Annotated in this window: 19 protein-coding genes; 6 read left to right on the forward strand and 13 right to left on the reverse strand. The window is 64.3% G+C overall.

Annotated features, from left to right (window positions below; genetic code table 11):
• Nucleotides 1-42: 42 nt before the first annotated feature.
• The 3 genes from IVB46_RS16385 to IVB46_RS16395 are packed head-to-tail and all read right to left on the reverse strand — an operon-like array spanning nucleotide 43 to nucleotide 2,554.
• Entirely contained in the window at nucleotides 43-501 is a 459-nt protein-coding gene (locus IVB46_RS16385; protein ID WP_247343097.1) for a DUF6130 family protein, read from the reverse strand.
• A gap of 19 nt (nucleotides 502-520) precedes the next feature.
• Nucleotides 521-1,528 (reverse strand): alpha/beta hydrolase, encoded by a 1,008-nt coding sequence (locus tag IVB46_RS16390; RefSeq protein WP_247302459.1) that lies wholly within the window; start codon nucleotides 1,526-1,528, stop codon nucleotides 521-523.
• A 54-nt stretch (nucleotides 1,529-1,582) separates the two neighbouring features.
• Nucleotides 1,583-2,554 (reverse strand): MBL fold metallo-hydrolase, encoded by a 972-nt coding sequence (locus tag IVB46_RS16395; protein WP_247302460.1) that lies wholly within the window; start codon nucleotides 2,552-2,554, stop codon nucleotides 1,583-1,585.
• A gap of 141 nt (nucleotides 2,555-2,695) precedes the next feature.
• Here IVB46_RS16395 and IVB46_RS16400 point away from each other — a divergent pair, with 141 nt between their 5' ends.
• On the forward strand, nucleotides 2,696-3,589 hold the full coding sequence (locus tag IVB46_RS16400) for a LysR family transcriptional regulator (protein WP_085398962.1): 894 nt from the start codon (nucleotides 2,696-2,698) through the stop codon (nucleotides 3,587-3,589).
• A gap of 6 nt (nucleotides 3,590-3,595) precedes the next feature.
• Here IVB46_RS16400 and IVB46_RS16405 read toward each other — a convergent pair whose 3' ends face one another.
• The 4 genes from IVB46_RS16405 to IVB46_RS16420 all read right to left on the reverse strand — a co-directional run bounded on the left by IVB46_RS16405 (nucleotide 3,596) and on the right by IVB46_RS16420 (nucleotide 8,085).
• Complete coding sequence (locus IVB46_RS16405) at nucleotides 3,596-4,492, reverse strand: carbohydrate ABC transporter permease (RefSeq protein ID WP_247343099.1); 897 nt, start codon at nucleotides 4,490-4,492, stop codon at nucleotides 3,596-3,598.
• Complete coding sequence (locus IVB46_RS16410) at nucleotides 4,485-5,441, reverse strand: sugar ABC transporter permease (protein ID WP_247302462.1); 957 nt, start codon at nucleotides 5,439-5,441, stop codon at nucleotides 4,485-4,487. The genes IVB46_RS16405 and IVB46_RS16410 overlap by 8 nt, the downstream gene beginning before the upstream one ends.
• A 169-nt stretch (nucleotides 5,442-5,610) precedes the next feature.
• Nucleotides 5,611-6,954 carry an extracellular solute-binding protein gene (locus tag IVB46_RS16415; RefSeq protein ID WP_247302463.1) on the reverse strand — a complete coding sequence of 448 codons (1,344 nt, stop codon included), beginning with the start codon at nucleotides 6,952-6,954 and terminating at the stop codon, nucleotides 5,611-5,613.
• A gap of 87 nt (nucleotides 6,955-7,041) precedes the next feature.
• Nucleotides 7,042-8,085 carry a C-terminal binding protein gene (locus IVB46_RS16420; protein WP_247302464.1) on the reverse strand — a complete coding sequence of 348 codons (1,044 nt, stop codon included), beginning with the start codon at nucleotides 8,083-8,085 and terminating at the stop codon, nucleotides 7,042-7,044.
• A 261-nt stretch (nucleotides 8,086-8,346) separates the two neighbouring features.
• Here IVB46_RS16420 and IVB46_RS16425 point away from each other — a divergent pair, with 261 nt between their 5' ends.
• Nucleotides 8,347-10,032 (forward strand): methyl-accepting chemotaxis protein, encoded by a 1,686-nt coding sequence (locus IVB46_RS16425; RefSeq protein ID WP_247302465.1) that lies wholly within the window; start codon nucleotides 8,347-8,349, stop codon nucleotides 10,030-10,032.
• A 212-nt stretch (nucleotides 10,033-10,244) separates the two neighbouring features.
• Here IVB46_RS16425 and IVB46_RS16430 read toward each other — a convergent pair whose 3' ends face one another.
• Entirely contained in the window at nucleotides 10,245-11,222 is a 978-nt protein-coding gene (locus tag IVB46_RS16430; RefSeq protein ID WP_247302466.1) for a tripartite tricarboxylate transporter substrate binding protein, read from the reverse strand.
• Nucleotides 11,223-11,312: 90 nt separating this feature from the next.
• Nucleotides 11,313-12,248 (reverse strand): DMT family transporter, encoded by a 936-nt coding sequence (locus IVB46_RS16435; protein WP_247302467.1) that lies wholly within the window; start codon nucleotides 12,246-12,248, stop codon nucleotides 11,313-11,315.
• A 105-nt stretch (nucleotides 12,249-12,353) separates the two neighbouring features.
• Between IVB46_RS16435 and IVB46_RS16440 the strand changes: the two genes are divergently transcribed.
• Nucleotides 12,354-12,758: a DUF1330 domain-containing protein gene (locus IVB46_RS16440; RefSeq protein ID WP_247302575.1), complete on the forward strand. Its 405-nt coding sequence runs from the start codon at nucleotides 12,354-12,356 to the stop codon at nucleotides 12,756-12,758.
• A gap of 100 nt (nucleotides 12,759-12,858) precedes the next feature.
• Here the strand turns inward: IVB46_RS16440 and IVB46_RS16445 are convergent, their stop codons facing one another.
• Entirely contained in the window at nucleotides 12,859-13,791 is a 933-nt protein-coding gene (locus tag IVB46_RS16445) for a DMT family transporter (protein WP_247343103.1), read from the reverse strand.
• Nucleotides 13,792-14,157: 366 nt separating this feature from the next.
• Between IVB46_RS16445 and IVB46_RS16450 the strand changes: the two genes are divergently transcribed.
• A complete protein-coding gene (locus IVB46_RS16450) occupies nucleotides 14,158-15,450 on the forward strand; it encodes an adenylosuccinate synthase (protein ID WP_085398944.1) in 1,293 nt (430 codons plus the stop codon).
• Nucleotides 15,451-15,486: 36 nt separating this feature from the next.
• A complete protein-coding gene (locus tag IVB46_RS16455; protein WP_247302471.1) occupies nucleotides 15,487-17,112 on the forward strand; it encodes a hypothetical protein in 1,626 nt (541 codons plus the stop codon).
• Nucleotides 17,113-17,241: 129 nt separating this feature from the next.
• On the opposite strand, the gene IVB46_RS16460 is transcribed toward IVB46_RS16455, so the two are convergent.
• The 3 genes from IVB46_RS16460 to IVB46_RS16470 all read right to left on the reverse strand — a co-directional run bounded on the left by IVB46_RS16460 (nucleotide 17,242) and on the right by IVB46_RS16470 (nucleotide 18,278).
• On the reverse strand, nucleotides 17,242-17,508 hold the full coding sequence (locus IVB46_RS16460; RefSeq protein ID WP_247302473.1) for a hypothetical protein: 267 nt from the start codon (nucleotides 17,506-17,508) through the stop codon (nucleotides 17,242-17,244).
• Between the two features lie 256 nt (nucleotides 17,509-17,764).
• Nucleotides 17,765-17,995 carry a hypothetical protein gene (locus IVB46_RS16465; protein WP_071909802.1) on the reverse strand — a complete coding sequence of 77 codons (231 nt, stop codon included), beginning with the start codon at nucleotides 17,993-17,995 and terminating at the stop codon, nucleotides 17,765-17,767.
• Between the two features lie 37 nt (nucleotides 17,996-18,032).
• Complete coding sequence (locus IVB46_RS16470; RefSeq protein ID WP_071909803.1) at nucleotides 18,033-18,278, reverse strand: cysteine rich repeat-containing protein; 246 nt, start codon at nucleotides 18,276-18,278, stop codon at nucleotides 18,033-18,035.
• 149 nt (nucleotides 18,279-18,427) lie between these two features.
• On the opposite strand from IVB46_RS16470, the gene IVB46_RS16475 reads away from it, so the two are divergent.
• Complete coding sequence (locus IVB46_RS16475; RefSeq protein WP_231143472.1) at nucleotides 18,428-18,847, forward strand: DUF5413 family protein; 420 nt, start codon at nucleotides 18,428-18,430, stop codon at nucleotides 18,845-18,847.
• Nucleotides 18,848-18,880 lie beyond the last annotated feature (33 nt).

Raw genomic sequence — 18,880 nt, forward strand, 5'->3', positions numbered from 1 at the left:
GCATGTTGCAGTTTTGTGAAGGCGGGCCAAACGCCGCAGCAGCTATTGTTTCGGCGGTGCCGGAGAGCGCGCCGGAATCTCGAAGCTGACGGTCTTGCTGTCGATCACGCGGTGCGTGGGATCGGCCAACTCGAACAGTACCTTGTGCGGGCCCGGAGGCAGTCCGACCACGATCACGGTCTCGCCACTGGCATCGACAAAATGCCAGGGCGCATCATCGACCGTGATGTGAACGTGACCGATGCGCGGCGACACGTCGAGCGCGCCCTTGCCGAACACCGGTACGATCCGGAGATTTTCCGTGGTGTACTGGATGAAGACGAGGCCCTGCGCCAGTTGTTCGGCCAGCGGTGGATCGACGATCAGGCGGGCGGGCGCCTGCTTGTCGATGGCAACCAGCGGAGAGGGCCCGCGCACGTCGCGGGCGCTTTGGGCGACGGCGGCTGCCGCAAACTTTGTGGAGACCGCCAGAGCGGCCACGACGTCGAGGGCCGCGTTCATGTTCGTTCCTTCCAGATTATCAGGCGATCTTGCGGCCGAGGAAGTCGCGGATCAGCGGAACCATCTCGTCGAATCTGTCCTCGAGCGCGAAATGACCGGTGTTGATCAGGTGAAACTCTACTTGCGGCAGGTCGCGCTTGTAGGGATGGGCGCCGTCGGCCGGGAAGATGAAATCGTTCTTGCCCCAGACGATCAGCGTCGGCGGCTTGTGCTTGCGGAAGTAGGCTTGCACCGCGGGATACAGCGGCAGATTGGTCCGGTAATCGTAGAACAGGTCCATCTGGATGTCGCTGTTGCCGGGCCGGTCGAGCAGCGCCTGATCTTGTACCCAATTGTCGGGTGAAATCCGACTTACGTCCGACATGCCGTCGGTGTACTGGAATTTCGTCGTTTCCAGCGTCACCAGCTTCATCAGTGCCTGTCGACTGGTATCGGACCCGTCGGCCCAGTATTGCTTGATCGGATTCCAGAACTCCTTCAGCCCTTCGTCATAGGCGTTGCCGTTCTGCACGATCAGGCCGCTGACGCGCTCGGGATGCTTGAGCGCCAGCCGCCAGCCGACCGGGGCGCCGTAATCCATGACGTACATCGCATAGCGGGTGACCCCGACTTGGCCGAGCAGGCCGTCAACGAGTTCGCCGAAGCGATCGAAGGTGTATTTGAACGACGTGCGCGGCGGCATGTCGCTCTGGCCGTAGCCGGGGTAGTCGGGAGCGATCACGTGATAGCGGTCCGCCAGAGCCGGGATCAGGTTGCGAAACATGTGCGAGGAGGTCGGAAAGCCGTGCAGCAGCAGCACCACCGGTGCATCCTTGGGCCCCGCTTCGCGGTAGAAGATCTTGATCCCGTCGACGGATTTGGTTCGATGGTAGACGACCGGATAAGAACCGGTGGCGCCGCGGCCGTCACGCTGCGGTTTCGCCGATGCATCCGGCGAAGCGGTGGCAGCGGCGATTCCGGACAATCCAAGGACCAGGCAACGACGATCGATACGGGTTTGTGGCGGCGTGACCTCTGCACTTTTCATGTCGATCTCCCTGTCCAGAATCGGTGGCTTTGCGGACGTCAGTCGTCCGCGGCTTCAAACGCCCTGGTAGACCAGCCGGGTGAAGAAGCCGGGGTCGATCACGAACTGCCCCCATATCGCATCGAAGGCCGCGGTCGGTTTGGCGGCCACGGCTTCGTCCCGCGTTCGTCCCTGGCTCTTGAGACGGGCGACGTTGTCGCGGATCGTCACCAGCATGTCGCGAAACGCCTGGAGTTCGGCTCTGTTGCCAACCGGCTTGCCGTGACCGGAGATCACGATCGTATCCTGTCCGGTCGCTGCGAGATTGGCTTCGGAAGCCGCGATCATCCCGTTGATGCTGCCGCCGGTCGAGTAATCGATGAACGGATAGATGCCGTTCCAGAAGGTATCGCCGACATGAACGACGTTGGCTTCTGCAAAGGTGACGGAGATGTCGCTGTCGGTATGCGCGGGCCCGTAATATTTCAGGCCGATCGAGGTTCCGTTGAGTCTGAGCTCATGGGTGCTGGAAAATACGTCGCCGGGGATGCCGCCTGGTCCCAGCGGAAGGAAATTGTAGTCCCAGTCCTCTACGCGCTGAACTTCGAGGAGGTACTTTCGCGTGTTCTCCTGCGCGATGATCCTGGCGCCAGCGGAATGGAGCCATTCGTTGCCATCGGCGTGATCGAAATGCCAGTGGGTGTTGACGAGATGGGTGACGGGATCGGCGCCGAGATCGGCCATCGCTTTGGTGAGCTGGGGACGCGAGACGCGGATGCCGGCATCGACTAAAACCTTGCCGTCGGGACCGGTCAGGACCGCGACATTTCCGCCGGAGCCTTCGAGCACGGCTATGTTGCCTCGGAGTTTGTGCGTGGTGATCGGCGATGTCGCCGCACTGTCCTTGATCAGGCTGACAAGGCCTCGCGCTTCAGCGTAGGCCTGCCGCGGCGAAAGCCAACCGTTAGTAGCGGCAATCGTCGCGCCGCTCAGGCAGCAGAGACAGAAATTGCGGCGCGACAGCAGGGCTCTGGTCTCTAACTCCATAGCGTCCTCGATTGACGGCCGGGCGACGGCATTCAAAACGCACGGCGGCTTTGCGCATATCCACCGCGTAGCCGATTGTCGCTGTGGGGAGCAGACGGTATGCTTGAGAAGCACCTTCTCAAGATATGGAAAGCGTATCCGATGGACCGGTTGGAGGCAATGTCGGTGATCGTCGCGGTCACTGAGACAGGAAGCTTCTCAGCCGCTTCGCGGCGCCTCAACACGCCGGTCGCGACAGTCAGCCGCACGGTCGCCGAGCTGGAGGCGCGGTTGAAGGCCCAACTATTTCAGCGATCCTCGCGCCAGATGAAGCTGACCGATGTCGGACGATCCTACATCGAAGCCTGCAAGCGCATTATCGGGCAGGTAGACGACGCGGAGCGCGAGGTCTCCGGCGAGTACAGGATTCCGAAAGGAGATCTCGCGGTCACGTCGCCCTGGGGGCTCGGACACATGCACCTGTTGCCGATCGCGCTCGAATTCATGGATGCCTTTCCAGACATCGCGCTACGGCTCGTCCTGACCGACCGCATTGTCAACACGGCCGAGGAGAATATCGACATTTCGGTTCGCATCGGCAACCTCCCGGACAGCAACCTGATCGCGACCCGAGTCGGCTCGGTCCGGTTCGTGCTCTGTGCGAGTCCCGGTTATGTTGCCAAGCACGGCCAACCGAAGGTGCCTGCCGATCTGGCTGCTCATGACTGTATCAGTATCGACAGCCTCGCGGCTCAGCGGAACTGGAAGTTCGTCATCGACGGCCGCGAAGTAGCGGTGCCGATCCGGTCGAGATTGACTTTGAGCGACTCCGAGGCTGCGGTCGAAGCCGCGATCGCGGGTGCCGGCATCACCCGCGTCATGTCGTACAAGATGGAAGCCGCACGGCGCGCCGGAAAGCTCGTTTTGATGCTGGAACCATTCGAACAGGCGCCATGGCCGGTGCATATCGTCTACGCGGAGCGCAAGCCCGAGCCACTCAAGCTCCGATCTTTTCTCGACTGGGCCACGCCGCGCCTTAAGGAGCGGCTCGCTTAGCTCGTGTTACTCCTTCACCGCACCGGTCAGCGAGGACACGTAGTAATCGACGAACAGCGAATAGAAGATCGCAACCGGCAGCGAGCCGAGCAGTGATCCCGCCATCAGCGCGCCCCACTGGTAGACGTCGCCGGTGACGAGCTCGGTCAGGATCGCGACCGGCACGGTCTTGTTGGCGCCGCTCTGGATGAAGGCGAGCGCGTAGATGAACTCGTTCCACGACAGCGTGAAGGAGAAGATGCCGGCCGAGATCAGGCCGGGCACGGCGAGCGGCAGCGTGATCCGCCGCAGGATCTGGAGCCTCGTGGCGCCGTCGACCAGCGCGCATTCCTCGAGCTCGTAGGGGATCGACTTGAAATAGCCGATCAGCAGCCAGGTGCAGAACGGCACCAGGAAGGTGGGATAGACCAGGATCAGCGCCAGCGGGCTGTCGAACAGGCCGAACTGCACCACGACGGTGGCGAGCGGGATGAACAGGATCGACGGTGGCACGAGGTAAGCGAGATAGATGCCGAGGCCCACATAAGGACTGCCGCGGAAGCGCAGCCGTTCGATGGCATAGGCGGCGAGCGTGCTCGCGATCAGCGACAGCGTGGTCGACCCGATCGCCACAATCATCGTTGTCCACAGCCAGCGCGGATAGGCGGTGTCGAACAGCAGGTGCTTGACGTGCGCCAGCGTCGGCGAAGTGATCCAGAACGGGTTGTGATCCTTAAAATTCATCAGCTCTGCGTTCGGCTTGAACGACGTGATCGCCATCCAGTAGAACGGAAACAGCAGGATCAGCACGAAGCAGCCGAGCGGCAGGTAGATCATCATCAGCCGCCGCAGCCCGGAATCCCAAGCCATGGTGTCGGGCGGTGTGTTGGCGGCGGCGGCCGGCTGCGCGACAGTGTCAGTCATTGGCCTCTCCCTGCTGCCATTTGCGGCGCGCCAGCCCGAAATAGGAGAACAGCGTCGCGAACACCAGGAACGGGATCATCGACACCGCGATCGCGGCACCTTCGCCGAGCTCGCCGCCGGCAATGCCGCGCTGGAACGCGAGCGTCGCCAGCAAATGGGTCGAGTTCACCGGGCCGCCGCGGGTGATGGCGTAGACGAGCTGGAAGTCCGTGAAGGTGAAGATGATCGAGAAGGTCATGACGATCGCGAGGATCGGCATCATCATCGGGAAGGTGATGTAGCGGAAGCGCTGCCAGGCGCTGGCGCCGTCGAGCATCGCGGCCTCGTAGAGCGAAGGCGAAATGGTCTGCAGGCCCGCGAGCAGCGAGATCGCGACGAAGGGGATGCCGCGCCAGATATTCGCCGCGATTAGCGAGAAGCGCGCCGGCCAGGGCGCGCCGAGGAAGTCGATGTTGGTGCTGCGCCAATGCAGCACGTCGACCAGCAAATAGGAGATGATCGAGAATTGCGGATCGTAGATCCACCAGAACGCGAGCGCCGAGAGCACCGTCGGCACGATCCAGGGCAGCAGCACGATGGCGCGGAGCAGGCTCTTGAACGGAAAATGGTTGTTGAGCAGCAGCGCGAGCCAGAAGCCGAGCGCGAACTTTCCGAAGGTCGCGACCGCCGTATAGAACACGCTGTAGAACACCGCGCCCCACCAGAGGGGATCGGTGAGCAGATACTGGAAATTCTCAAGGCCCACGAAGACGCCACGTCGGCCGATCGTGGTGTCGGTGAAGGCGAGCCAGATGCCGAGACCGAGCGGATAGGTCAGAAACACCGCGAGGAGCCCGATCGCGGGCGCCAGGCACATCACGATCAGGAACGGCTTGTAGTCGAACAACCGCACCAGCCAGGATTGCTGCCGGTGCGCCAGTACGGGGGTGGAGAGAGTGGTCACGGACATCGGGTCGTTGTCCTGTTCTAGGCTGTTACCACACCGCCATTGCGAGCGAAGCGACTTGTCCGCCGTAGCTTTGGCGAAGGCAGAAGCAATCCAGTCTGTCTCCGCAGTTGCAGTCTGGATTGCTTCGTCGCGTCGCTCCTCGCAATGACGGCCGCGTTGTCGTCGGCCGCTACCTCTGTCTGCGGAAGTACCGCTTGCAGCGCTGTTCCGCTTCCGCAGCCGCGGCTTCGGGCGTCGCCGCACCGGTCGCGACCGAGGCGAACATCTGCACCGTCACATAGTCCGCACGCACCGCACCTGTGGCGGTCGAAATCGGACCCTTGTAGCCGGCGTAATACGTGCTGTTCATGGTGTCCCTGAAGATCGCGACCTTGGGATCGCCCTTCCACACCGCCGCATCGGCGTAGGCCGCAAGCGGTTGCGACCAGTAACCGCTGTTGGCGTTGAGCCACGGCTCGTACTGGTCCTTCTCCAGCATGAACTGCAGGAAGGCCTTCGCCGCGTTCGGATACTGGCTGTGCTTGAACACCATGGCGTTCAGCGTCAGTCCCGACATCGGCGAGATCGGTGCAAGGCCCTTCGGCAGCAGCTGATGTTCGGAATCCTCGGCGATCGCCGCGGTCGCCGGATCGTTCTTCAGCGAAAAATACAGCGAGACGCCGTTCGCCGTCAGCCCGATTTCCTGCGAGGAATAGGCGCGATTGTTGCTGACGTCGTTCCAGGACGGCGTACCGGCGATGAAGGTCGGGTAGAGCTCCTTCACGAAATTCAGCGCCGCGATGGTCTCCTTGCTGTTGATGGTGACATTGCCTTCCTCATCTAGCAGCGAGGCATTGTGCGACCACATCATCCAGTCCGCAAAGCCGTTGCCGTCGCCGACGGCATTGCCCAGCGCAAAGCCAGCGGGCTTGCCGGCCTTCTGCAGCTTCTTGCAGAGGTCCAGGAGCCCGGCATGATCGTCCGGCGCCTTGTCGAACCCGACGGATTTGAGGATGGATTTGCGATAGATCAGGGGACCGGCGGTGGCCCCGAACGGGAGCCCGATCCAGGTATCGCTCTTGGCCTTTTTGCCGTAGGCCTTCGCAAGGTTCTGCCAGCCGCCATACTTCTTGCCGAGATAGTCGGCGACGTCGGTCAGCTCGATCAGCTTGTCGACATAGATGTGCGGCGCGTCGGAGAAGCCGATGATGATGTCGGGGCCGGCGCCGGAATTTGAGGTCACCGCGGTCTGCTGGTTGATGTCCTCCCAGCCGACGAAATCGACCTTGACCTCGACCCCGGTCTCCTTGGTGAATTTAGCCGCGTTGGCGCGGAATACGTCTTCGTCGGCCTGGACGAAGCGCACCGGCCGCAGCATGCGCAGGGTTGCACCCTTCTCGATCGGCAGTTTCGGTGCGGGGACGTCCGCGGCCTTGATCGTGGATTGGGCGTGCGCTGCAACACCGGTTGCCGCGAGCGCCGTAGCGGACAGGCCCAGAGCCAAGGCATCACGACGGGTGATGTCGTTCCTCATCAGTTCCTCCCTATGATGTCTCCCTTCCCGGCGTTGATCGCCGGTGAAGGGCCGTTCCGATTCCCGGCGCGTTTTGCGGCCGGCCGCCTAGCTGTTCGGCCCGCGATCCATGCTGACGGGCTGCCAGCGGCGGAGCGCGGTGTCTTGCAGCACCGACGGATTGACGCAGCTTACCGGCCACATGCCCTGAAGCACCAGTGACAATTCGTAGCCCACGCGGCGCTTGCGCGCCTCGTCGAACCGTGCCGAGGCCGAGGCGACATGGGCGGTCAGCGTCACGTTCTCCATGCTGAGGATGGGATTGTTGTGCGAGGGGGGCTCCTTCTCCAGCACGTCGAGGGCGGCGTGGGCAATCCAGCCCTCCTGGAGCGCCTTGATCAGGCTTTCCTCGTCGACGGTGGCGCCTCGGCCGGTATTGATGAAAACCGATCCCTTCTTCATCTGCCGGAAGTGCTTCTCGGTCAGCATGTGATGCACCTCGGGCCTTGCAGGGGCGTGCATCGAGACGAAGTCGGATTGCGACAGCACCTCGTTCAGCGTCGCCGGGATCACGCCGTGGTCGTACATCAGCGTTTCCTGGATGAAGGGATCGTAGGCCATCATGCGCAGGCCGAACGGGGCGGCGCGCTTCGCAACTGCACGCGCGACGCGGCCGAACGAGATGAAGCCGAGCGTCTGGCCCATCAGCCGCGGGATCTTCAGCAGCGCTGGCCGGCCTTCGGCCCAGCGCCCATCGCGCACCATCCTGTCCTGCTCGACCAGGCGGCGGAAGCCGGCGAGCAGCAGCATCATGGCGTGGTCGGCGACCTCCTCGATGAAGGTATCGGGAATGTTGGTAACGGGAATGCCGCGGGCGGTCGCGGCCTTCACGTCGACGCTGTCGACGCCGACAGAGCCGAGCGTGATCACCTTGCAGCTCTCCAGCGCGTCGATGATGGTCTTGGAGATCGGGATGCCCTTGGCATAGATGGCATCGGCGTTTTTCGCGGCGGCGATGAACTCGGCCTCATTGGCGGGGGCTTCGACGATCTCGGCATCGATCGGATCGAGCGCCTCTCGCTCGAAGGAATAGTCGCTGCCTGCGACCGTGAAGCTCGCGCCCTTCGGCGTCACCACCCTGTATTTCGGCATTTCCTGCTCCCGATTTGGTCTGTCGGTTCTTGTTGTGACCCGCACCTTGTGGGCGGGCCTTTGCGTCTTTTACGCGAAATCGGAGCGGTCGCGTACAATCGTCGGTTGCCGCTGCGGCGATTTATTCGACTGTTTCGGCCTTCCGTCCGGGCTTCTACGGAGCCGCCCGTAACAGGTTGATAAGAGGTCGCCCACTAAAAGTTGAATCAAATTTATCGATTCCCTTGCGCGCCCGTATCCCATTATTGCCGGAGCTGTCCCGTGAAGTTGAGCAATCTGAAGATCGCCCCCAAGCTCGGTATCCTTGTCGGCGTCACCCTGTTCGGCCTTTGCCTCTCCGGTGTTCTCGCCGGCTATCTGATGAAGCGCGAGATGGTGAATGCGCGCATCGACCAGGCCAAGTCGATCGTCGACCTGGGTCGCAACTACGCCGCGGCGCTGAAGAAACGCGTCGATGCCGGCGAGCTGACCAAGGATGCGGCGTTGGCCGACCTTCGCCGCTACGGCAACGCGATGACCTACGACAACGGCTCGGGCTATCTGTTCGGCACGTCCTATGACGGCATCACCCAGCTCGCGCCCGATCCGAAGCAGATCGGCAGCAACCGCATGGATGTCGTGACCAACGGCCGCAAGCTCTCCGTCGAGCTGATGGACGGCGTCAAGGCCAACGGCTCGATCCTGCTCTATTATGATTACGTGAAGCCCGGCCAGGAGACGCCGATCAGCAAGATCGGTTACGCCGTCGCGGTGCCCGGCTTCGACATGTATCTCGGCACCGGCGCCTATCTCAGCGACATCGACGCCAAGATGGGCCCGGTCTACTGGCTGCTAGGTCTTGCCATGCTCGGCATCGTCATCGTCGCCGGCGGCGTTGCCTGGCTGATCAGCCGCGGCATCAGCCGCCCGCTGGAGCTGCTCGGCGCCCGCATGAAGGATCTCGCCGACGGCAAGCTCGAGGGTGAGATTCCCGGGGTTGGTCGCGGCGACGAGGTCGGCGCGATGGCCTCGACCGTCCAGATCTTCAAGGACAACGCGGTCCGCATCCGCGGCCTCGAGAAGACCGAGGCCGATGCCAAGGAGCGTGCCGCGGCGGAACGTCGCAGCGCGATGGAGGGCATCGCCAGCGATTTCGAACGCAGCGTCAACGGCATCGTCCGCTCGGTCTCCTCGGCCGCCGCCGGCATGCAGAGCACGGCGCAGTCGATGACCGCGACGGCCAGCGACGCCTCGTCGCGTGCGGCGACGGTCGGCGCCGCCTCGCAAAAAGCCTCCGGCAATGTCGGCACGGTTGCCGCAGCCGCCGAAGAATTGTCGAGCTCGGTTGCGGAAATCTCCCGCCAGGTCACGCGCTCGACCGAAGTCGCGAGCCGGGCCGTCAGCGATGCCGAGCGCACCAACGCCACCGTGCAGGTGCTCTCGACCGGCGCCGAGAAGATCGGCGAGGTCGTCAAGCTGATCCACTCGATTGCGGCGCAGACCAACCTGCTCGCGCTCAACGCCACCATCGAAGCGGCGCGCGCCGGCGAGTCCGGCCGCGGCTTCGCGGTCGTGGCCTCCGAGGTCAAGGCGCTGGCGAACCAGACCGCGAAGGCGACCGAGGAAATCTCCGCGCAAGTGGCGGCGATGCAGACCTCGACCAGCGACGCGGTCACCGCGATCTCCGGCATCACCCAGACCATCGCCGAGATGAGCGAGATCACCGCCGGCATTTCCGCTTCGATCGAGCAGCAGGGCGAAGCGACCCGCGAGATCGCCCGCAACATCCAGTCGGTCGCGGCCGGCTCGAACGAGATCAACGCCAATATCGGCAGCGTCACCTCGGCCGCGGCAGCGACCGGCTCTGCTGCCACCGACGTGCTCACCAACGCCCGCGAGCTGGACAGCCAGTCCGGCGCGCTGCGCAGCGCCGTCGACGGCTTCCTCGCCAAGGTCCGCGCGGCGTAAGTTCTTGCGCTGAACTCGTAGGGTGGGCAAAGACGCGCAAGCGCCGTGCCCACCTTTTTTCTTTTTCAACTTTTCGGCTGTCATGCCCCGCGAAGGCGGGCATCCAGTACGCCGCGGCCCATCGGGTCAATCACCAACGTCTCGGAATACTGGATCGCCCGCCCCAGTGCGCAATTGCGCACAAGGCGGGCGATGACAGCTTCCTAGACCCCCTACTGCTTCTCGATCTTCGCGTTCGTGATCAGCTTCTCCCACAGCACCAGCTGCTCGTTCACGAACGTGCCGAGCTGCTCCGGCGTGCCGGAGAAGGCGTCCATGCCGAGCGTGGCGAGCTGGGCCTTGATCTCGGGCTTCTCGACGATCTTCCTGATCTCGGCGTTAAGTCTGGTCACGATCTCCTTGGGCATGCCGGCGGGGCCGAAATAGCCTTGCCACGACGAGATGTCGAAATCCGGCACGCCGGCCTCCTGCATCGAAGGCAGGTTCGGCACCAGCGGCGAGCGGTCCTTGGTGGTGACGGCGAGCGCGCGTAGCGCGTTGCCGTTGACGTGGGGCAGGCCGGTCAGGATGTCGACGAACATCATCGAGACGCGGCCGCCCATGACGTCGTTGAGCGCCGGCGGCGAGCTCTTGTAGGGCACGTGCAGGAGATCGAGCCCGGCATTGTGCGCAAAGGTCGCACCAGACACGATCGCCGATGACGAGCCCGACGCGTAGCTCAGCTTGCCCGGATTGGCCTTGCCGTAGGCGACGAGCTCGCCGACGGTCTTGGCCGGCACCTCCGGATGAACCACCAGCATGAAGGGCAGGTCGCCGGTCCGCGCGATCGGGGTGAAATCCTTGACGGGATCGTAGGTCAGGCTCTTGAGCAGGTAGGGATTGGCCGAATGCGTGGTGTTGGTCGTCACCAGCAGCGTGTAGCCGTCGGGGGCGGCGCGCGCGACATAGGTCGCGGCGATCATGCCGTTGGCGCCCGCCTTGTTCTCGATCACGATGCCGACGCCGAGCGCCTGCGACAAATGCTGCGAGATCAGCCGCGTCGTGGTGTCGGTGCCGCTGCCGGCCGCGAACGGCAGCACCAGCGTGATGTTGCGGCTCGGATAATTGTCGGCCTGCGCGGCGGATGCGGCGGCGAGACAAAGTGCGGCTGCGCCGGCAGCGCGCAGAGCGCGGATCAGTGATGACAGCATGTCTGGACGTTCCCTCTTTTTCGTTGGCGGGGAACCTAGCTTCTCTTCGCAAAAATCGGAAGACGGGAGTTTGCTGCCCACCTCGCGGAATTATTTCACCGCAGAACCCTGGCGCGAGGCGAACACGACGCCGGCGAGCACGAGCGCATAGCCGATCAAATGAAACGGCTGGAGTTTTTCGCCGAGCAGGACGATCGCCATCGCCGAGCCGAACACCGGGACCAGATGGAAGAACGGCGCGGCGCGGTTCGGGCCGATCAGCGCCACGCCGCGGTTGAAGAAGAGATAGGCCAGCGTCGAGGGAAAGATCAGGATGTAACCCAGCGTCGCCAGCGTCACCCCGTCGAGTTGCAGGACACGGCCGCTTAGGGCTTCCCAGATCGCGGCGGGCAGCAGCATGGTCGCGCCGCAGAAGGTGGTGAAGGAGAGAAAGGAGAGCTGGTGGATCTTCGGCCGTCGCGGGATGAAGGCGGAGTAGAGCCCGAACGCCACGAGCGAAGAGGCGAACATGATGTCGCCCCTGTTGAAGCTGATGCTCGCGAGCGCGGCGAGATCGCCGCGCAGGATGATGATCAGCACGCCGAGAAGCGAGATCGCGATGCCGGCGAGCTGCGCGCCCGTCAGCCGCACGCCGAACAGCACCAGCGACCACAGCGCCACGAACAGCGGTCCGGCCGACTGGATCAGCAGCGCGTTCAGCGCCTCCGTGTATTGCATCGCCCAGTACGAGATCGCGTTGTTGAAGGCAAAGCCGACCAGCGACAGGAACAGCATCAGCGGCAGGCTCTTGCGCAAATTCGGCCAGTCGCGCTTCAGATGCGGCCAGGCGAACGGCAACAGGATCAGGAACACGCCGAACCAGCGGATCGTGGTCACCGTCAGCGGCGGCACATGCGCGCCGACATGGCGCGCGAGCACGATGTTGCCGGCCCAGAACAGCGAGCTCAGGCTGAGCAGCAGATAAGGCTGGTTGTTGAGCCAACTGGCCGGATTCGAGGCCTTTGGCGCGGGCGAAGCAATCGTCATTGGCGTTGGATGCGACCTTGCGCCGGATTCTTGTTGTGACACAAGTCTCGCGGCCGCAAGGCTACAATGCAGGCATGGCTTGAGGAGGTGTCATTGGCGGTTAATATGTTGAACATCGAGGGCCTGGAGCGGCTCGATGCAAATGCGCCGGTGATGATGCTGAACCTGATGCGTTTTCACCAGCGCTCGCGCGACGGCGACGGTTCGGGCTGGGACGCGTATCTTCGTTACAGCGCGATCACCGTGCCCATGATCAGGGCACGCGGCGGCACGCTGCTGTGGACCGGCGAAGCGAAAGCGGTCGCGCTCGGCCCGCAAGATGGCAACGGCTGGGATTTCGTCGCGCTGGTCTATTACCCAACGGTTGCGGCTTTTATCGACATGATGACGTCCGAGGCTTACGAGACGCAGGCCGATCCGCATCGCGTCAACGGCTGCGCCGAGCACGTGATCATCGCGACGAACGAAGCCTACAGCAAGTTCAGGATGAATTCACACCGAGATTCGTAGGGTGGGCAAAGGCGCGCGCTTCGCGCGCCGTGCCCACCATCCTTCCCGTTTCAACTGGCATGGTGGGCACGCTTCGCTTTGCCCACCCTACGATGGTGAGTTAAGTCGCCTGCTTCCTTGACGCCACGAATACGCCGGCCAGCACCAGCGCGAAGCCGATGAAATGGAACGCCTGCGGGTGTTCGCCGAGGAACGCCATCGCCATGATCGAGCCGAACACCGGCACGACGTGGAAGAACGGTGCGGCGCGGTTGGCGCCGATCAGGCGCACGCCGCGATTGAAGCAGAGATAGGCGAGCGTCGACGGGAACACCGCGACATAGAACAGCGTCAGCAGGTTCGGCCCGTCGAGCTTCATCACCGGACGCGCGGACAATTCCCAGATCTCGAGCGGGATGAGACAGGCGGCGCCGGCGCCGAAGGTGAAGGCGAGGAACGACAGGCCGTGCATCGGCGGCCGCTTCAGGGTCAGCACCGAATACAGTGCGAAGATGATCAGCGCGACAATGAAGATGAGGTCGCCCTTGTTGAACGCGATGTTCGACAGCGTGGTGAAATCGCCATGCAGCAGGATCGTCAGCACGCCGCACATCGAGAGAGCCACGCCGAACGCCTGTGCCGCGGTGAGGCGGACGCCGAGGATGGCCAGCGACCACAGCGCCACGACCAGCGGCGCGGCCGACTGCAGCAGCAGCGTGTTGAGTGCCTGGGTATGTTCCAGCGCCCAATATTGCAGCGTGTTGAAGGCGCCGATGCCGGTGATCGACACCACGATCATCAGGCCGAGCCTGCTGCGGATCGCGGGCCAGTCCTGGGCGAGATGTTTCCAGGCGAACGGCAGCACCAGCAGGAAGGCGAAGGTCCAGCGCAGGAACGACAGCGTCACCGGCGGGATGTGGCCGGCGGCCAGCCGCCCGACAATGGCGTTGCCGGCCCAGCACAGCGCGGTGATGCTGAGGAGCAGATAAGGCTGGTTGGCGATCCAGCCGTGACTGGATGATTCGGTGCTCGTGGTCTGGCCGGTGGCGGACATCGTGGTTGTTATGGCCCCCGCGTGGAGTACGCCGAGGCACCGGCCCGGCAAGCTCGGGCCGGCTGATAGCCCGGCATGCCCAAAGACACGGAAATCGAAGTGGCATCAACGGGGGGCGGACGCATCGCGACCATGCAGCGGCGGATCGGCCTCGCGCTTTGGCCGAAGCTTACGAAATGGCCATGGAAGGCTTCTGGATTTTACGGGGATATCAAAGGGTTAAAGTGCGTCTTGAGCCCCGAAAAAGCCCCGTTCTTGCTTGCCTAGAGAGGCTGCTTCCTTTATCCGGTTGGCTGCCTCGCGTGCGAACGGCTCCGGCCGTCAGCTGGGCTGGCGCATCTAAAATCTTCAGAGGATTACCCGCGAATGGCCAACGTTGTCGTCGTCGGAGCCCAGTGGGGCGACGAAGGGAAGGGCAAGATCGTCGACTGGTTGTCGGAGCAGGCGGACATCGTCGTCCGCTTCCAGGGCGGTCATAACGCCGGCCACACGCTGGTCATCAACGGCAAGACCTACAAGCTCGCGCTGCTACCCTCCGGCGTGCTGCGCGACCAGAAGCTGTCGGTGATCGGCAACGGCGTGGTGTTCGATCCGCAGGCCTTCCTCGACGAGGTCACCAAGCTGCGCTCGCAGGGCGTCGCGATCTCTCCGGACAATCTGCGCGTCGCCGAGAACGTCACCCTGATCCTGCCGCTGCACCGTGAGCTCGACGCGCACCGCGAATCCGCCAATGCGGCAACCGCGATCGGCACCACCCGCCGCGGCATCGGACCTGCCTATGAAGACAAGGTCGGCCGCCGCGCCATCCGCCTGATGGACCTCGCCGATCTCGACACCCTCCCGCACAAGATCGACCGGCTGCTGGCGCATCACAATGCGCTGCGCCGCGGCCTCAACCTGCCGGAGTTCGACGGCAAGGTGATCCTGAAGGAATTGACCGCGCTGGCGCCGGAGCTGCTGCCTTATGCCGAGACGGTGTGGCGGCTGCTCGACATCAAGCGGCGCGAAGGCAAGCGCATGCTGTTCGAGGGCGCACAGGGCGCGCTGCTCGACGTCGACCACGGCACCTATCCCTACGTCACCTCGTCCAACACGGTGGCGGCGCAGGCCGCGACCGGCTCGGGCCTCGGCCCCGGTGCGGTCGGCTATGTGCTCGGCCTGTGCAAGGCCTATACGACCCGGGTCGGCCAGGGCCCGTTCCCGACCGAGCAGGACAACGAGACCGGCCGCAAGATCGGCGAGCGTGGCCGCGAGTTCGGCACCAACACCGGCCGTCCGCGCCGCTGCGGCTGGTTCGACGCCGTGCTGGTCCGCCAGGCAGTCCGGACCTGCGGCATCAACGGCCTGGCGCTGACCAAGCTCGACATCCTCGACGGCTTCGACACGATCGAGGTCTGCACCGGCTACAAGCTCGACGGCAAGGAGATCGACCATTTCCCGGCTGGCGAGGGCGCCCAGGCCCGGGTCGAGCCGATCTACGAGACCATCGAGGGCTGGAAGGAGCCGACCGCCAATGCCCGCTCATGGGCGGACCTGCCGGCCCAGGCCATCAAATATGTCCGCCGGATCGAGGAATTGGTGGGGTGCCCGGTCGCACTGCTTTCCACCAGCCCGGAACGCGAGGATACTATTCTGGTGCAAAATCCGTTTGAGGCTTAACGATATCTTACCGGGACGTGCGCTAGTTGAGTTGAAATGGCTGATTACTATCCGCTGATCGCCCGCGCTATTTCCGCCCTGGACCCCAACGCTCCCGGCGAAAGCCGTCGCGCGCTCTATGAGCGCGCGCGCACGGCCCTGATCGCGCAGCTCCGCAGCGTGCAGCCGCCGCTCTCCGAATCCGAGATCACCCGCGAACGGCTGTCGCTGGAAGAGGCCGTCCGCAAGGTCGAATCGGAGGCCGCCCAGCGCGCCCGGGAGGCCTCGCGCCCCGGTCCCGGTGGCGGCGCCCGCAGCGGCGGCAGCGGAGACGCCTTCCGCCGGGCCAGCACCCGCGCCGCCGAGGGCAACCCGCCGCCGTCTCAGCCGGCCGCTCCGCGCACCCGTCCGGCTCCGCCGCCGCCGCGTGCCGACCGCCCGTCCTTCAATGTCGATGACCAGGGCGACGCCCCGCGTGCGCCGCGGACCCCGCGTTTCGACGCGCCGCGCCAACCAGGTCCCCCGGCAGCGCCGCCGATGCCGGAGCCGCCGGCTGCTCCGCCGGCCGGACGTGATCGCCCGCCCGGGCGCCGTCCGCCCGACATCGGGCCGCCACCGCCTCAGCCGCCGGCACCGGGCGTACGCGGTTTTCGCGACATCACCGCCGACGTGAATGATCTCGGCGGCGCTGCCGCGCAGGCCAACCGCGCCGCACGTCGCACCTACGCCAATGTGCCCTCGCCCTCGCCGGAGTTCGACCGGCTGGAGCCGAGCCTGGAAAATCGCGCCGGCGAGCAGGACGCGCCCTATTCCTACGACGAGTCGATCGAGGAGGCTGAGCGTTACACGCCGCAGCCGCCATCGTCGCGCCCGCGCGTCGCGCCCGAGCGCGAAGCCAAGAAGCGCGCCCGCACCGGCTCCGCCTTCCCGTTCAAGAGCGCGATCGCCGTCGGCATCGTGCTGATCCTGGTCGGCGCCGGGATCCTCTGGGGCAAGCCCCTGATCCAGACCGTGAGCGGCCTGTTCAAGTCCTCGCCGACCCAGGTGGTGGAGGCGCCGAAGGATCCGGCCCAGCCGCAGAGCAAGCCCAAGATTCCGGATCGCGTCGGCCAGCCTTCGGCCAGCGACCAGCCGGTCGCGCCGGTGGCGCAGAAGGTTGTGCTCTATGACGAGGATCCGTCCGACCCGAAGGGCAAGCAATATGTCGGCTCGGTGGTGTGGCGGCTCGAGCCGATTAAGGCCTCGGGCAACCAGAAGGCCGACGTCGCCGTGCGCGCCGACATCGAGATCCCCGACCGCAAATTCAAGATGACGATGTCGTTCCGCCGCAACACCGACTCGTCGCTGCCGGCGAGCCACACCGCGGAATTGACCTTCATCCTGCCGCCGGACTTTCCGGGCGGCAGCATCTCCAACGTGCCGGGCATCCTGATGAAGTCGAACGAGCAGGCGCGCGGCACGCCGCTCGCGGGTCTCGCGGTCAAGGTCACCGACGGCTTCTTCCTGGTCGGCCTCTCCAATGTCGACGCCGACCGCGCCCGCAACGTCCAGCTCCTGAAGGAGCGCTCATGGTTCGACGTGCCGCTGGTCTACGCCAACCAGCGCCGCGCCATCATCGCCATCGAGAAGGGCGCACCCGGCGAGCGCGCCTTCAACGATGCGTTCGCGCAGTGGGGCGATTAGGGCTCCTCTCTTCCTGTCGAGAGAGATCGTCATGCCCGGGCTTGTCCCGGGCATCCACGGTCTTCGTGCCGCGGTCTAAGGCGTGGATGGCCGGGACAAGCCCGGCCATGACGCTAAGGATGGCCGGCGCTATTGCGCCGCGGCCTCCCGCTTGCGCGCGGCCGCGTGCTCGCGGTCCATCACGGCGCGGCAGCCGGGGCTGACCTGCGCCTTCTTCTGCACCATGCAGGCCCTGACGCGCGAGATGTCGGGAATCTCACTGGAGCACAGCCGCATCGCATCACCTGTGCACATCTGCTGTGCTTCGGACGAGAAGGCGAGTGCGGGCGATGTCTGGAGTACGATGGCGGTGGTTGCGAAAGCGAAGAGCGAAACGATGGTCGTGTAGCGTGTCATGACGAATGCGTCCCCGAGTTCCGTGGTTTGAACCACTTGGTTTTGGGGCGCCGCACGCGGCTTGATCTGCCGCATGTCACAGCCTTCACGCCGGGAACTTTGGTCCCGCATGTGGTCGCTCGATCTCTCGTGGTGTTCGAATCGAAAAGTGCTGCGCCGCCCGATTCGAGTATGCGCGATTGTCACAGGGCTGCAATGGTCCGCTCGAATGAATTCGCAATTGTTGCGTGTCCGTCACGCAGCATGCGGCGCGAGATCAGATCAACCGATCGGACGACGCGTTCGCTTCTTCCGCATCGCTCGCGCCTGATGCTGCGGGGTGTTCCTCGACGGCCGTGACGCCTTTCGCAGTGAGCTCGAACAGATCGCCGTCCTTCATCACGTAGCCGTCGGCGATCAGCTCGCCGATCTTGCCGTGCCGGTCGTCGGCAAAGGCGACCGACTGGCTGATGTCCCGCAGGATCGAGAGCTGTTCCTCGCGCAACATGGCTTCACTCTCCGGGCGCCGGGGATCGTTCCCGGCCTTACATGCCGTGGCTTTGAAACACCTTGCTGCAGGACTTCGACAGCTTGGCCCGGTTGGCCTGCAGGCACGCCTGCACAGCGCCGTCATTGCCGAGGTCCTTCCGGCAGAACCGCGAGGCGTCACGCGAGCAGGCGTTCTGCTCCTGCGGCGTACCCATGTGGCCCTGCGCGAGAGCAGGCGTGATCGACATGCCGCTCAGGGCTGTCAGGGCGAGCGTCGCCATAAGGACGGATTTCCGGGACATCGACAAACTCCAATCTGACTGCAGGTATGAATTTCAGTCCTGTCTGAACTCGTCGCCTTGCCGCTTGTTCCCGTCAGGACGGGCCGGCGCCCCGCTATTCAAGGTTCCCGCGTCGCTGCTATAACAGCGGCGAAGGATGAGGATGCTTGATGAAACGCTATCTGGTGTTTGCGCTTGTCGGTCCGTTCGTCGGCGGGTTCCTGCTGCTGCTGACGACGACCTATCAGTCCGGTTACTGGGCCCAGACCAATCTCAGCGAGGTCGGCAAGCTGTTCGCGGTGTTCTTCAAATCGCTGCAATACAGCTATCTGTTCGGCTTCCTGCCCTCGCTGATGATCGGTGCGGTCGACGACATCCTGATCCATGTCCGCCGGATCGGCCCGGTGCTGCGGATGATCCTGGTCGGCCTGTTCGCCTTCGTGCTGGCGTCGCTGACCTACAGCTCGCGCGGGCCGGATTCGGGCACGGTGCAATTCATCCTATACGGCCTCGTCGGATTCGTGCCGGCGGTGCTTTCATCCTGGCTCGTGCATAGATATGTCGAGGAACCGCAGCCGGCTGCGGCTTAGACCTGAACGCGCGACGTTCGGGCGCGGCGCGGC

The sequence above is a fragment of the Bradyrhizobium sp. 61 genome (assembly GCF_023073075.1).
In the GTDB taxonomy this organism is placed as follows: domain Bacteria; phylum Pseudomonadota; class Alphaproteobacteria; order Rhizobiales; family Xanthobacteraceae; genus Bradyrhizobium; species Bradyrhizobium barranii.